The sequence below is a fragment of the Mucilaginibacter oryzae genome (assembly GCF_003148845.1).
Lineage (GTDB): Bacteria > Bacteroidota > Bacteroidia > Sphingobacteriales > Sphingobacteriaceae > Mucilaginibacter > Mucilaginibacter oryzae.
Map to the genome: position 1 here is coordinate 20,299 of NZ_QGHA01000010.1, position 13,343 is coordinate 33,641.

The window sequence follows — 13,343 nt, forward strand, 5'->3', positions numbered from 1 at the left end:
TTTGACAAATTATTTTTATGCCTGTTTTAAATAAAAATGCCCGTGGAGATACGGGCATTGGGGTAAATCTTGTTTCTTGATGCTAAAAGTCCTGCCTCTGAAATCTATCCTTCTAAATAAACATCCAGCAACCCTTCAGGTAAGTCAACATAAATTTCTCCGCCTTCCACATCAATCCCTTTAATGATTTCCAGGTTGAGCGGAAACATCACTTCTTTATTTTTATACTCAACCGTAGCTATCAGTTGCTGCGGATATTCCTGCACACTCAAAATTTCGCCCAGTTCGCCATGGGTTTCGTCGATAGCGATAAAGCCTTCCACATCGTTCAGGGTAAACTCTTCTTTCTTTTTCTTTGGCTTTAACTTGTTAGGCAGGTAAATGTCGCGCTTAACCAGCGGCGAAGCCTTTTCAATCGTATCAACATCTTCCAGGTTAAGGTAGGCGTTGTTTTTTTGCAGGTATTTAATGGATGCCACGAAGTACGGGATCAGCTTGCCTGCTATATCAATAAAAACAGCGTTAAACTTGATGTTTTCTATGCCATCAAAATCAACATAAATCTGCAACTCGCCTTTCAGGCCTTTTGTTTTTAAAACGCTGCCTATCCTGAAATGATCTTCAGTTTTCATTTAAAAATGTTTTAAACAACAATGGCGAAGCTGTTTGCTCCGCCATTGTATTAGATTCAAGAAATCAAGAACAAAGATTCAAGACCAAAATTGTCGATGATCCGGTTCTAACTTTCAATAAATTATTCTGCGCTTTCAGTGTTTTCAGCAGCTTCTTCAGCAGGTGCTTCTTCGGCAACAGGAGCGTTTTTAGCGGCGATAGCGGCAGCTTTTTCTTCGCTCTTTTTAGCTTCGGCAGCAAGGGCAGCTTTACGGGCATCAGCTTTAGCAGTAGCTAAACCATCTTTTTTACCGGTAATTTTGCCTTCTTTTTGCTCAAGCCATGCAGCAAATTTTTCTTCAACTTGTTCTTCAGTTAAAGCGCCTTTTTTAACACCACCTTGTAAGTGTTTTTTGTAAAGCACACCTTTGTACGAAAGGATTGCACGACAGGTATCAGTAGGTTGGGCACCGTTGTTAACCCAATCTAAAGTTTTGTCGAAGTTGATATCGATAGTTGCGGGGTTAGTGTTTGGGTTGTATGAACCTAAACGCTCAATGAAGCGTCCATCACGTGGAGCGCGTGAGTCTGCTACCACGATGTAATAAAAAGGTTTGCCTTTTTTACCGTGTCTTTGTAGTCTGATCTTAGTTGCCATTGTAAGTTTTTATGTATTCAACATTATCCCCGGAGTTCTTTCTGCGGGGATGCAAAGGTATAAATAAAAATCAAAATTAAAAACGATTGATAATTAATTGTTTGCGTTTTGGTTTTTGGGTGAATGGTTGATTGGGTGAGTGGTTTGTTTTTATTCGGAAAGTTTGATTGATTAACAAAGCAAGGCATATTGACGCAACCAGAGATGGGTAGCTTTTAGAAACATGTATCGATTGGGAGGTGATAACTAAGAAATTTCCACACTAATTTTTACGAATTATCGAATTACACGAATTTATTTAAATAGGATTTGAAATTCGTGTAATTCGATTAAATTTTTAACAGACAGACAGGCAATTCGTGTTAAAATTTGTTTTAAAACCATGTATCTATCTCCGGTTTGCCCCATCATTGTTAAAAACTTAACATTGCAATCAGTTAAAAAAATCGCATTTTGCCGCCATGAGCATCACCCGTAAAACACGTATAGCTATTGATATGGATGAAGTTATGGCCGATACCATCGGTAAATTCATCACCATGTATAAAGAACGCCACAATGAAGATTTTTCATTGGGCAATATGGAAGGTAAAGAGTTTAGGGAGATATTGCCCCCGCACCTGAGCGAAACGCTGAGGGTTTACATTAATGAGCGCGGCTTTTTCAGGGATATCCCGGTAATGCCGGATGCACAGGAAGTGGTAAAAGCCCTGCATGATAAATATGATGTATACGTCGCTTCGGCAGCCATGGAGTTTAAATATTCGCTGGAGGATAAGCAGGCCTGGCTGGAAGAGCATTTCCCGTTCATCTCCTGGACCAACATCATTTTCTGCGGACATAAAATACTGGATGTAGATATCATGATTGACGACAGGATTAAAAACTTCGCCACGTTTAACGGGCGCAAAATACTGTTTACATCCCCACATAATATGCTTATTACCGATTACGAAAGGGTTAATAACTGGCAGGAGGTTGCAGCTAAATTATTGTAACAGTTGTATTTGTGATTTAAAATATTTTAACTTTATACTGTCCCCCTTGTTTGTGCATGTTAAACCCAGCCACAATCGGAAAGTATAATTGTACAATTATTTTTGATATCAACCGGCAGCATTACCTGGTTGTGAGTGATCGCTTTTGCGATATTTTTGGGGTGGATGAAAACCACCTCGGGCAAAATAATGATTTTTTAAACGGCGTAATTTCCGCAGCCGAACATAGCCGTATCCGGGAGCTTACACATGCGCTTACCAAAGGGCAAAGTGTTACTTTAAATTACAGCCTTACAACCAATCATCGCCGTTTAACCGAGACGCGTAAACTCGTCTGTGATGCAATTACCGGTAACAGCATCCTGATAAGCGAAATAACTGATGTGGTTAGCCCTGCGGCGGAGACGGATGAAACGAGGAAAGAGCAGTTTTTAAATTCGCTGATAGATTCGCAAACTAATTTTTTGATCAGGCTTGATACCGGAGGTAATTTTACATTTATTAATAAGCAGTTCGTTAAAACTTTTGGCTACAGCAAAAGCGAAATTATAGGGCAGCATTTTTCAAAAACCGCTATACCGCTGGAGTTATACCTGTGCGAAGAAGCTTTTGCTAATTGCCTCCGCAATCCCGGCCAAATTGTAAAACTTATTCATAAAAAGCCCGACAAGCAAGGCTTTTTACACGATACCGAATGGGAGCTTATTGCGATAGTTGATGAAAACAGCGCGGTTGTGGAAGTGCAGGGGATTGGCCGCGACATCACCGCGCAGCTTCAGGCGCTTGAAGAAACCATGCGTATAAAAAACAGCCTGGAAGCGCTCATTAACAACACCGAAGATCATATCTGGTCGGTTGATCGCCAAAAGCGCTTTGTTTACATGAACCAGGCCTATATTAAACAGGTTACTTATTTAACGGGGTTTGAACCGCTGCGCGGCGGATATTCATACAAGCACGCGGGCTTTACACAAAAGATTATTGCCGATTGGAATGTTTACTATCAGCGGGCTTTAAATGGCGAGCGCTATACCATTATTAATGAAAGTATAGACCCTAATGGTGGCCGGCGTTTGTATTTTGAGGTAAGCTTTAATCCTATTTACACCCAAACGGGCGAGATAATAGGGGTAGGGTGTTTAGGGCACAACATTACCAACAGGCTTAAGATTGAGCAGAAATTGATTGACCAGAACGAGCGCCTCCGCAACATCGCCTCCTTAAGCTCGCACGAATTGCGGCGGCCGGTAGCCAGTATGTTAGGACTCATCAGCCTGATAGACCGTGAAAATTTTTTCAATCCCGAAAACAAGGATGTTATAGCCCATATACTAACCGTGAGTAAGGAAATTGATGAAGTGATCAGGTTGATTGTGGATAGTACGTTTATAAAGTAAGTTAGCGAGAACAAAAAGTGGAGTTTGTGCGATATGGAAATCGAATATTTAAAACATCTGAATAACCATCCTTCAGCAAGCGGATTAGGCGGTTTAAGGACGCTTAAACCCATATCTATGGATGAAATCATTTGCCTGGAAAGTATATATAATGGCGGAAATCCATTCCCTAAAGCTTTAAGAGAATTGTTATATACATAGCTGATAAAAGATGTTATGTATTAGCCTACTATAGTGATAGCCAGGCAGAAATGCAGGAAATGGCACTGGAAGATCTGGCCGATTATGAACTAAGCATACCGCGGCCATTTTATGTAGTAGATGTTTATAATGCCCACGATCAATTTTTATTTGTTTACTTAGACGAAGGGAAAGATAACCCTACTTTGTATGAAGCAGTATTTGAAGGAGATCCCAGAGGATGGGTTCATTCATTAGATTGCTCATTAGCTGGATTTATAGGTTCGCAGCTTTCAAGCTATCTGAGGAGCGAAAATCCATTTTAAGAGGCAAAAAATTAATATGTTACTTTTACTCACTATGGCAGCAAACATTTCCCTCCATTAATTTACAATAATGGAGAATTCTTTCTAATAATCATCTCAAAGCCTATTATCAAATATTCTCTGTCTGCTATATTAATCTATCTGCCAATTAATCCTTTTCCATTTCCATCAGTCATACATATGTACATCTTCAATACAGATGATGAGTTAAAGAATTTACGCCATGAAAAGGAAATTTGTTGCTTTGGCACTATTAATATCAACAGTAATATCGATATCAGGCTGCGTAGTACGTGAAGACTATGGCTACCATCATAGATACCGTAACGGATATAACAACGGATACAATAATGGGTATCACAATGGTTATGATAACGGCCATTACCACGACAGAGGTTATTAATTTAAGTTTTCCATAGTAGTTTTATTGAGTGAGTGATGAAAGAGGGCGCCAGGTTTTTACCGGCGCTCTTTTATATGTACCCACGCCTGCAATGCCGAATACTATTTCGTAACCGATTTAAATTCCACTCTTCTGTAAAATATAAAATAACAAAACAGAATTAAATCAAAATTTAATTCTGTTTATTTTGAAATATCAAAATATTTTTCTGTATATTTGAATCATACAAAATAAACCTATAACATGACCAGCATTAAAAATACGATTAACCGTGTATGCGGGCTTGCATTTACCTTATTAATTGCATCAACTATTATCACTGCCAAAGCTAAAAGCAGAACATTTCCATTGGCAATAATTGGAAACACCGAACTCAAGGCCTTTGAGGGAATTTATCAACAAACGGATAATGAGTATAAAGTATATAAATTAATAGCCGATGGTGATAAATTGATTGCCCAACAGCTTGGTGGCGACCAAAAACTAACGCTGAACCGAAAATCAGACCTTGAATTTGAGTTTTTAGATGATGATGGGGACGAAAAAATTCCGCTTTTATTTAAAAAGAATGCCTCCGGTGAGATCACCGAACTTGTTTTAGCGGGTAGACAAACGTGGACGAAATTGAAAAGCTATACACCACCTAAGGAGGTACAACTGAAACCCGAACAGATACAGGTTTTGGCAGGCAAATACCAATCGGAAGAGAGAACTAATCTTTTTCTTCAAATAAGCGCTACTGCCGATGGTTTAATGATTAAACAATCGTGGGATGGCAAAGAGATTAGTCTGAAGCCTTTGTCGGACGTTTTATTTTTAAATAAGGCCTTCGGCTTTCCTTTAAAATTCACTAAAGATATTAACGGAAATGCTGTTAAAGCGCTGGCTTTTAACCGCGACACGTGGAATAAAGTAAAAGAATGAGGTTCTAAATTAAATCATCGTTGTAAGATATACGGGCCGGCCCGCTGTTTCCTAAACCAGGTCACATCGGTAACCGGCCCTTTTTATTATGCATGCATATAGTATAAACAGAAACGAAATTCGCAATAGGGATGGTAGCGGATACCGGCCCTGTGGCTAAGGCCCGTGCAGTATGAGCGTACAGCCCGGGCCGGAGGCATTGCCATTATTTTGAACTGTTGATTTTATTTTTGATGGATCACACCGATTATTTTTTGATTACAACGATTTTTTCTGAACCAGCATTTGGGAAGATTTTGGGATAGACAGGATTTTCTATTTCCTGAATCAGGATTTATCTGTTAAACAATCACCTTCATTCTCAAATTCTGTAAATTCTGATTCAGACATTCCCCTCCAAAAAAACTTTCACACAACTACTTGAAAATCAAAAATAATGTTCGTACTTTTGCAGTCCCGAAATGCGGGATAAAATAATTAGACAAAAAAGCAAGAAATGCCTACTATTCAGCAATTAGTTAGAAAAGGTAGAGTAGCTCTGGAAGACAAGAGTAAGTCGCCAGCGTTGGACAGCTGTCCACAGCGAAGAGGCGTGTGCACCCGTGTGTACACCACTACCCCTAAAAAACCAAACTCAGCAATGCGTAAAGTTGCCCGTGTGCGCTTAACCAACGGAAAAGAAGTAAACGCTTACATCCCTGGTGAAGGTCACAACTTACAGGAGCACTCTATCGTTTTGATCCGTGGTGGTCGTGTTAAAGACTTGCCAGGTGTACGTTACCACATCATCCGTGGTGCACTGGATACATCAGGTGTAGCCGGCCGTAACCAACGCCGTTCAAAATATGGTACCAAACGTCCTAAACCAGGTCAGGTAGCAGCAGCGCCAACAAAAGGTAAAAAGAAATAATTAAGGAGGATAGAAAGCAATGAGAAAGTCAAAACCAAAAAAGAGAATTATCCTTCCTGATCCAAAGTTCAACGATACTTTGGTAACAAGGTTTGTAAACAATATGATGTATGATGGTAAAAAATCTACCGCTTACTCTATTTTTTACAACGCTGTTGAAATTGTTGAGAAAAAAACAAGCGAAAACGGCTTAGAAACCTGGAAAAAAGCTTTGAACAATGTTATGCCTGCTGTTGAAGTGAAAAGCCGCCGTGTAGGTGGTGCTAACTTCCAGGTACCAACAGAGGTTCGTCCGGAGCGTAAAATTGCTTTGGGTATGAAGTGGCTCATCAGCTATGCCCGTCGTCGTGGTGAAAAAACCATGATGGAGAAATTAGCCGGCGAGATCATCTCGGCAGCTAAAGGCGAAGGCGCGGCTGTTAAGAAGAAAGAAGATACGCACAAAATGGCTGAAGCTAACAAAGCGTTCTCACACTTTAGATTCTAATTAGCGAATTATTGAATTAGTGAATTATTGATTTAGTAATACTATGCTAATCAATAATTCATTATTTCGCCGTTTAACCGGCAAATAGTTAAAAGAACAAAGATTATCAAACTAATTCAGTTCATTTTAAACCACTAATTCAATAAATCAATAAATCAATATTACTATGTCAAGAGATCTAAAATATACAAGAAACATTGGTATTGCCGCTCACATTGATGCCGGTAAAACTACCACTACCGAGCGTATCCTTTACTATGCTGGTGTAAGCCACAAAATTGGTGAGGTACACGAAGGTGCCGCTACCATGGACTGGATGGCCCAGGAGCAGGAACGTGGTATCACCATCACTTCGGCTGCAACTACCGTAAACTGGAAATACCGTAACCACAACTACCATATCAACATCATTGATACCCCGGGCCACGTGGATTTTACCGTAGAGGTAAACCGTTCATTACGTGTACTTGACGGTTTGGTGTTTTTATTCAGCGCGGTTGACGGTGTTGAGCCACAGTCAGAAACTAACTGGCGTTTGGCTAACAACTACAACGTACCGCGTATTGGTTTCGTTAACAAAATGGACCGTTCTGGTGCCGATTTCTTAAACGTGGTAAAACAGGTTAAAGAAATGCTGGGCAGCACAGCTATCCCTTTGCAGTTACCTATCGGTGCTGAAGACCAGTTTAAAGGTGTGGTTGATTTGATCAACTTCCGTGGTATTGTTTGGAACGAGCATGATAAAGGCATGACCTTTACCGAAGTGCCAATCCCTGCCGATATGGTTGACGAGGCTACCGAGTGGAGAGAGAAATTATTAGAAGCTGTTGCCGAGTTTGACGACTCGTTAATGGAAAAATTCTTTGACGATCCTACCACCATCACTGAGCGTGAGGTATTAGACGCGTTACGCCAGGCTACTTTGGCCGGTAAAATCGTGCCTATGACCTGCGGTTCATCTTTCAAAAACAAAGGTGTACAAACCATGCTTGACTATGTAATGGAGTTAATGCCTTCACCGCTTGATTCAAAAGGTGTTGTTGGTACCAACCCTAACACAGGCGAAGAAATTTTGGTTAAACCGGATGTTAAAGAACCATTTGCAGCATTAGCGTTTAAAATCGCTACCGACCCATTCGTAGGTCGTTTATGTTTCATCCGCGTTTACTCCGGTAACCTTGATGCAGGTTCGTACGTGTACAATATGCGTTCTGAAAACAAAGAGCGTATCAGCCGTATCTTCCAGATGCACGCTAACAAGCAAAACCCTATCAATGCTGTAGGCGCCGGTGATATTGCTGCGGTAGTAGGCTTTAAAGATATCAAAACAGGTGATACCCTTTGCGACGAGAAAAACCCGATCGTTCTTGAATCGATGGTATTCCCTGAGCCGGTTATCGGTTTGGCAATTGAGCCTAAAACTCAGGCTGACGTTGATAAATTAGGCTTAGCTTTAGGTAAACTGGCCGAAGAGGATCCTACCTTCCGCGTACAAACTGACCAGGACACCGGTCAAACTGTAATCAGCGGTATGGGCGAGCTTCACCTTGATATCATCATGGACCGCTTAAAACGTGAGTTTAAAGTAGAAGTAAACCAGGGTGCGCCTCAGGTAGCTTACAAAGAGGCTATCACAGGTACTGTACAACACCGCGAAACTTACAAGAAACAAACCGGTGGTCGTGGTAAATTTGCCGATATCCAGGTTATCATTTCTCCGGCCGACGATAATAAGGAAGGCTTACAGTTTGTTAACGAGATTGTTGGTGGTGCTATCCCACGTGAGTTTATCCCATCTGTTGAAAAAGGCTTTAAAGCCGCTATGGACAATGGTGTACTTGCAGGTTACCCGCTTACCAGCTTAAAAGTTCGTTTGATCGATGGTTCATTCCACGCGGTCGATTCGGACGCGTTATCATTCGAGATCGCCGGTCGTTCTGCTTACCGTGAGGCATTGCCGAAATGTAAACCGGTATTGTTAGAGCCGATCATGAAAATCGAGATCTTAACCCCTGAAGAAAACATGGGTGATGTGATCGGTGACATGAACCGTCGTCGTGGCCAGCTGCAAGGTATGGACACCCGTAACGGCTCGCAGGTAATCAAAGCAATGGTACCACTTTCTGAAATGTTTGGTTACGTAACTCAATTACGTACTATCACTTCGGGCCGTGCAACTTCAACCATGGAGTTTGACCATTACTCAGAAGCACCTCGTAACGTACAGGACGAAGTTGTAGCCAAATCAAAAGGCCGCAAACAAGTTGCTATCGACTAAAGTCAATTTTGAATTATTGAATTAGTGATTTAGTGAAATTTAAACGCGCTAATAGCTAATTCAGTAATTCAATAAATCAATAACAGTAATTGCTCTAATAAATAGCTCTTAGGGTAATTCAAAATCAAATCGGTGAGATCATCTTAACCGCTGAGATCACTAAAAATTAATTAACAATGAGCCAAAGAATCAGGATCAAATTGAAATCTTACGATTACAACCTGGTAGACAAATCTGCCGAGAAAATCGTAAAAACAGTAAAGCCAACAGGCGCTGTAGTTAGCGGACCACTTCCGTTACCAACCGAAAAGAAAATCTTCACCGTATTACGTTCACCACACGTAAACAAAAAAGCACGTGAGCAATTCCAGCTTTGCTCATACAAACGCTTATTAGACATTTACAGCTCTAACTCAAAAACTGTAGATGCCCTGATGAAGCTTGAATTGCCAAGCGGTGTTGAGGTTGAGATCAAAGTTTGATAGACGACCGGCCTACTGAAAGGTGTAGGACTAAAAATAAAAAGACCATTTGCGTAAGCGGATGGTCTTTTTTTGATTATTAGAATATTTTGCAATAACTTTAACTATGGAAGCATACATTGTATACCCCTCAAAAGCGCAGGAAAAAGTTATCAAAGCTTTTTTTGAAGCATTAAATATCCCTTTTGAAAAGAAAGAGGAAGAAACTTTACCACTCCACGTTATTGAAGATATCGCTAAAGGGCAAGCAGATATCGAAGCTGGTCGTACCATAACTTTTGAAGAATTCAAAAAGCGGCTTACCATTTCCGAATGAGTTATAGTTTAGTTTTCTCCTTACATGCCGTTGAATCATTCGATGCTATAAAATCACAATTACTGGAGAAATGGGGAATTAAAATAGTTTCAAACTTCGAAAAACGCACGATTAAAGTACTTGAAACGATCAGCATCTCGCCACTTATTTTTCAAGGTGTAAAGCATGCACCTCAAATCAGGAAAGGTTTTATTCATAAAAATTGCTCAGTATTTTACGAAATAAAGCAAGATCATATCAATATACTTTTCTTTTGGGACAATAGACAAGAGCCTCTCTTTTAATTTGTGGGCGTTGCCTGCGGCCGGGCAGTGGCTCATACTACACAGCCTTAGCCACAGGCCGGTATCCGCTCCCACTCCTAACGCAATATTGTCTGAACAGGGATTTGGGGAGATTTTTGGAATTTAGGGATTTTGCTTGTCCTCTCCTTTTGTCTGAACCCGAATTTGGGGGAAATTATTAGAATTTATCGAATTTGATCAGCATTCTGTCAATTCTTAAATTCAACAAATTCGAGTTCAGACAAAAACAACCAAGACAAAAGACCCTGCCCATCCCAAAAATCCCCCAAATCCCGCTTCAGAAAAAATCGGTGTAATCAAAAAATAATCAACGTAATCAAAAAGATCAACGGTTATCTTTGCCCCATGCTGATATCACCCTCTACCCTACGCACCTTTACCGAAGATATTTTCAAAGCCATAGGCTGCAACCCTGAACACGCCGTATTGGCTGCCGATGTGCTCTTAAAATCAGATTTAAGAGGCATCGACTCGCATGGTGTAGCGCGGCTAAGCGGCTATGTCCGCCTGTGGGAGAAAAAACGCATCAACCCCACACCTAATATCCAGATCGTACACGAAACGCCCACCACTGCCACTATTGATGGCGATGCGGGCCTGGGTTTGGTAGTCGCACCATTTGCCATGGAAGTAGCCATTAAAAAAGCGGAGTTATACGGCTCGGGCTGGGTATCGGTACGCAACTCCAACCACTTTGGTATTGCCGGCTATCATGGTTTAATGGCCGTGGAGAAAGATATGATCGGCTTCGCCATGACTAATGCAAGTCCGCTGGTGGCGCCTACGTTTTCTAATGAACGTTTGTTAGGCACAAACCCGATGTGCTATGCCTTTCCGGCAGGTAAATATCCCCCGGTAATTGTTGATCTGGCAACATCGGCCGCCGCTAATGGCAAGCTGGAGATTGCGCAGCGCTTAGGCAAACAGGTGCCCGAAGGCTGGATACAGGATAAAGAAGGGAACTATACCACCGATCCGCATGCATTAAAAACCGGCGGTGCTCTCCTCCCCCTCGGCTCCGACCGCGACCATGGCAGCCATAAAGGTTTCGGACTGGGCGCAACGGTTGATATATTATCGGCAGTACTATCCGGCGCTAACTACGGTCCCTGGGTACCGCCGTTTGTCGCGTTTCTTGATCCGCCTGATGATCCTGTAGGCTCAGGCATAGGCCACTTTTTAGGAGCCATGCGCGTTGATGGTTTCCGCCCGGTTGACGAGTTTAAAAATCATTTAGACAACTGGATAGAACGGTTTAAATCATCAGCTACAGTTAACCCTGATCAAAAAGTGATCATCCCCGGCGAGCCGGAGTTAGAAGCGGAAGCCGATAGGTTAGCGAATGGCATACCATTAGTTGATGCCGTTGTAGAAGATTTGAATAAGCTGGCAGAAAGGTTTAAAATCGCTCCGTTAGCCCCCTAACCCCCTGAAGGGGGAACAACAGTTTGATAACCAAAAGTTTTCGGTTAGATTCTCAGGACAGTATTTTTAAGCAAAAAGCCGGTTTGCTACGCAAACCGGCTTTTTGCTTAAGTTCCCCTTCAGGGGGTTAGGGGGCTTAATGAATCAGGTTAAACAGCCTGCTCCACCGTATTTTATGGATAAACGAAGCGTTATCATCAATGCTCATCCAGATAAACAGCGCCTTGCCTACAATATGATCTTCGGGCACAAAACCCCAGAAACGCGAATCTTCCGAGTTGTGGCGGTTATCGCCCATCATAAAGTAATAATTCATTTTAAAGGTATAGCGGTCTGCTTTTTTATCGTTAATCCAGATTTCATTACCTTTTACTTCAAACTTATTGCCTTCATATACCGATATACAGCGGGCATACAAGGGGTAAGTAAGGCTATCCAGCTTTACCGTCCAGCCCTTTTTAGGTACTATGATGGGGCCGAAATTATCTACGTTCCATTTATAGTCCGGAATCTTTGGTGTAAGCACAGGGTTATTAAATGCCGAAGGATAGACCACATTCATCGGATCAGATTTACCGCGGGGCGCGATCTCCATTGTTACTGATTTGATACCGGCGTAGGTGCGCAATATCCTGGCAGACTCTTCGGTAGTATTGGTTTTGAACTCAGGGCTGCTTAAACCATCGGCAGTAACATCCGAAAGGTGCAGGTCTGTGGCAACCTGGGGGTTTAACCCGCTGCCATCAGTTTTAACCAGATAAGTCATTTCACCCTTAGGCGGCGTAACGGCGGGTTTAGAATTGATGAACACTTGCGCGTTAACCACACTTAAAGTATCGCCCGGTGTGCCCTGGCAGCGCTTAATATAATTTTCGCGCTTGTCAACCGGGCGGTACAACGGCGAATCGGCATCCATGGGGTAATTGAATACCACCACGTCACCTTTTTTAACATCGCTTAAACCGGGCAAACGGTAATATGGCAATTCAATACCGTCCCAGTAAGCTTTAGTATTAATAAGCGGCATGGTATGATGCGCAAACGGAAATGCTACAGGCGTCATGGGTAAACGAGCGCCGTAATTAACCTTGCTTACAAAAAGGTAATCGCCGATAAGCAACGAACTCTCCATCGAGGCGCTGGGGATCACATAGGCTTCAATAAAAAGCGTACGGATCAGCGTGGCGGCTATCACCGCGAAAATGATGGCATCGGCCCATTCACGGATTTGGCTTTTACTAAGGGCTTTTTTATATTTTTCTCTAAACTCAGGACTGGCCGATTGGCCCAAATATCGTGTGTCTTTATCAAAACCCCATTTTGGAAAATATATAAACTCTAAAGCAACGGCCGCACAATGTTCTCCGAAGCCAAATTTACCATACGATTTAACGAAATCGATAATAATCCCTATTGCAATTAAAAAACCTAAACCTGGTATTAGTAGCAAAACAAACCACCAGGTAGGTCTGCCACTTAATTTTAGCATGATATAAAAATTATATAGCGGTATTATTGCTTCCCAACCGGGCCGGTTGGCCTTTTCAAACAACTTCCATAAGCCTACATAAGGCAGTATCACCAAAACTATAAATGCAATTACAAATGCTACAACGTTCACTATGCTGTTTTTAAATTAAAA

At 41.7% G+C, this 13,343-nt stretch carries 14 protein-coding genes; 11 read left to right on the forward strand and 3 right to left on the reverse strand.

Translation table 11 applies throughout. The features are described from left to right. Positions 1 to 104 precede the first annotated feature (104 nt). Positions 105 to 632 (reverse strand): ribosome maturation factor RimM, encoded by a 528-nt coding sequence (gene rimM / locus LX99_RS20275; protein ID WP_109609492.1) that lies wholly within the window; start codon positions 630 to 632, stop codon positions 105 to 107. A gap of 122 nt (positions 633 to 754) precedes the next feature. Then, the gene (locus LX99_RS20280; RefSeq protein ID WP_022829642.1) at positions 755 to 1,270 is read right to left on the reverse strand and encodes a 30S ribosomal protein S16; all 516 of its coding nucleotides are present in this window, start codon (positions 1,268 to 1,270) and stop codon (positions 755 to 757) included. A gap of 461 nt (positions 1,271 to 1,731) precedes the next feature. On the opposite strand from LX99_RS20280, the gene LX99_RS20285 reads away from it, so the two are divergent. From LX99_RS20285 to LX99_RS20335, 11 genes are all read left to right on the forward strand, one after another. Next, the gene (locus LX99_RS20285; RefSeq protein ID WP_245927973.1) at positions 1,732 to 2,268 is read left to right on the forward strand and encodes a 5' nucleotidase, NT5C type; all 537 of its coding nucleotides are present in this window, start codon (positions 1,732 to 1,734) and stop codon (positions 2,266 to 2,268) included. Between the two features lie 56 nt (positions 2,269 to 2,324). Beyond that, on the forward strand, positions 2,325 to 3,665 hold the full coding sequence (locus LX99_RS20290; RefSeq protein WP_109609493.1) for a PAS domain S-box protein: 1,341 nt from the start codon (positions 2,325 to 2,327) through the stop codon (positions 3,663 to 3,665). 260 nt (positions 3,666 to 3,925) lie between these two features. Then, positions 3,926 to 4,171, forward strand: a complete 246-nt coding sequence (locus tag LX99_RS20295) for a hypothetical protein (protein ID WP_146203175.1) — start codon at positions 3,926 to 3,928, stop codon at positions 4,169 to 4,171. Positions 4,172 to 4,394: 223 nt separating this feature from the next. Further along, the gene (locus tag LX99_RS25400) at positions 4,395 to 4,574 is read left to right on the forward strand and encodes a hypothetical protein (RefSeq protein WP_146203176.1); all 180 of its coding nucleotides are present in this window, start codon (positions 4,395 to 4,397) and stop codon (positions 4,572 to 4,574) included. A 243-nt stretch (positions 4,575 to 4,817) separates the two neighbouring features. Beyond that, positions 4,818 to 5,498, forward strand: a complete 681-nt coding sequence (locus tag LX99_RS20300; RefSeq protein ID WP_109609495.1) for a hypothetical protein — start codon at positions 4,818 to 4,820, stop codon at positions 5,496 to 5,498. Positions 5,499 to 5,994: 496 nt separating this feature from the next. Further along, the gene (gene rpsL / locus LX99_RS20305) at positions 5,995 to 6,408 is read left to right on the forward strand and encodes a 30S ribosomal protein S12 (protein ID WP_022830655.1); all 414 of its coding nucleotides are present in this window, start codon (positions 5,995 to 5,997) and stop codon (positions 6,406 to 6,408) included. Between the two features lie 19 nt (positions 6,409 to 6,427). Then, positions 6,428 to 6,895 carry a 30S ribosomal protein S7 gene (gene rpsG, locus LX99_RS20310; protein WP_022830654.1) on the forward strand — a complete coding sequence of 156 codons (468 nt, stop codon included), beginning with the start codon at positions 6,428 to 6,430 and terminating at the stop codon, positions 6,893 to 6,895. A 166-nt stretch (positions 6,896 to 7,061) separates the two neighbouring features. Next, positions 7,062 to 9,173, forward strand: a complete 2,112-nt coding sequence (gene fusA / locus LX99_RS20315) for an elongation factor G (protein ID WP_022830653.1) — start codon at positions 7,062 to 7,064, stop codon at positions 9,171 to 9,173. A 176-nt stretch (positions 9,174 to 9,349) separates the two neighbouring features. Beyond that, positions 9,350 to 9,655: a 30S ribosomal protein S10 gene (rpsJ, locus tag LX99_RS20320; protein WP_022830652.1), complete on the forward strand. Its 306-nt coding sequence runs from the start codon at positions 9,350 to 9,352 to the stop codon at positions 9,653 to 9,655. 106 nt (positions 9,656 to 9,761) lie between these two features. Further along, positions 9,762 to 9,971, forward strand: coding sequence for a DUF2683 family protein (locus LX99_RS20325; protein WP_109609496.1), 210 nt, complete (start codon positions 9,762 to 9,764; stop codon positions 9,969 to 9,971). A gap of 650 nt (positions 9,972 to 10,621) precedes the next feature. After that, the gene (locus tag LX99_RS20335) at positions 10,622 to 11,701 is read left to right on the forward strand and encodes an Ldh family oxidoreductase (protein ID WP_109609497.1); all 1,080 of its coding nucleotides are present in this window, start codon (positions 10,622 to 10,624) and stop codon (positions 11,699 to 11,701) included. A 136-nt stretch (positions 11,702 to 11,837) separates the two neighbouring features. On the opposite strand, the gene lepB is transcribed toward LX99_RS20335, so the two are convergent. After that, the gene (gene lepB / locus LX99_RS20340) at positions 11,838 to 13,322 is read right to left on the reverse strand and encodes a signal peptidase I (RefSeq protein WP_281270982.1); all 1,485 of its coding nucleotides are present in this window, start codon (positions 13,320 to 13,322) and stop codon (positions 11,838 to 11,840) included. Between the last annotated feature and the right edge of the window lie 21 nt (positions 13,323 to 13,343).

Bases quoted from the DNA above. Each gene is read 5' to 3' on its own strand.
- LX99_RS25400 (WP_146203176.1), top strand. From the start codon at position 4,395: ATGAAAAGGAAATTTGTTGCTTTGGCACTATTAATATCAACAGTAATA.
- LX99_RS20335 (WP_109609497.1), top strand. From the start codon at position 10,622: ATGCTGATATCACCCTCTACCCTACGCACCTTTACCGAAGATATTTTC.
- LX99_RS20300 (WP_109609495.1), top strand. From the start codon at position 4,818: ATGACCAGCATTAAAAATACGATTAACCGTGTATGCGGGCTTGCATTT.
- rpsL (WP_022830655.1), top strand. From the start codon at position 5,995: ATGCCTACTATTCAGCAATTAGTTAGAAAAGGTAGAGTAGCTCTGGAA.
- rpsG (WP_022830654.1), top strand. From the start codon at position 6,428: ATGAGAAAGTCAAAACCAAAAAAGAGAATTATCCTTCCTGATCCAAAG.
- rimM (WP_109609492.1), bottom strand. From the start codon at position 632: ATGAAAACTGAAGATCATTTCAGGATAGGCAGCGTTTTAAAAACAAAA.
- LX99_RS20280 (WP_022829642.1), bottom strand. From the start codon at position 1,270: ATGGCAACTAAGATCAGACTACAAAGACACGGTAAAAAAGGCAAACCT.
- LX99_RS20325 (WP_109609496.1), top strand. From the start codon at position 9,762: ATGGAAGCATACATTGTATACCCCTCAAAAGCGCAGGAAAAAGTTATC.
- LX99_RS20295 (WP_146203175.1), top strand. From the start codon at position 3,926: ATGGCACTGGAAGATCTGGCCGATTATGAACTAAGCATACCGCGGCCA.
- LX99_RS20290 (WP_109609493.1), top strand. From the start codon at position 2,325: ATGTTAAACCCAGCCACAATCGGAAAGTATAATTGTACAATTATTTTT.
- LX99_RS20285 (WP_245927973.1), top strand. From the start codon at position 1,732: ATGAGCATCACCCGTAAAACACGTATAGCTATTGATATGGATGAAGTT.
- fusA (WP_022830653.1), top strand. From the start codon at position 7,062: ATGTCAAGAGATCTAAAATATACAAGAAACATTGGTATTGCCGCTCAC.
- rpsJ (WP_022830652.1), top strand. From the start codon at position 9,350: ATGAGCCAAAGAATCAGGATCAAATTGAAATCTTACGATTACAACCTG.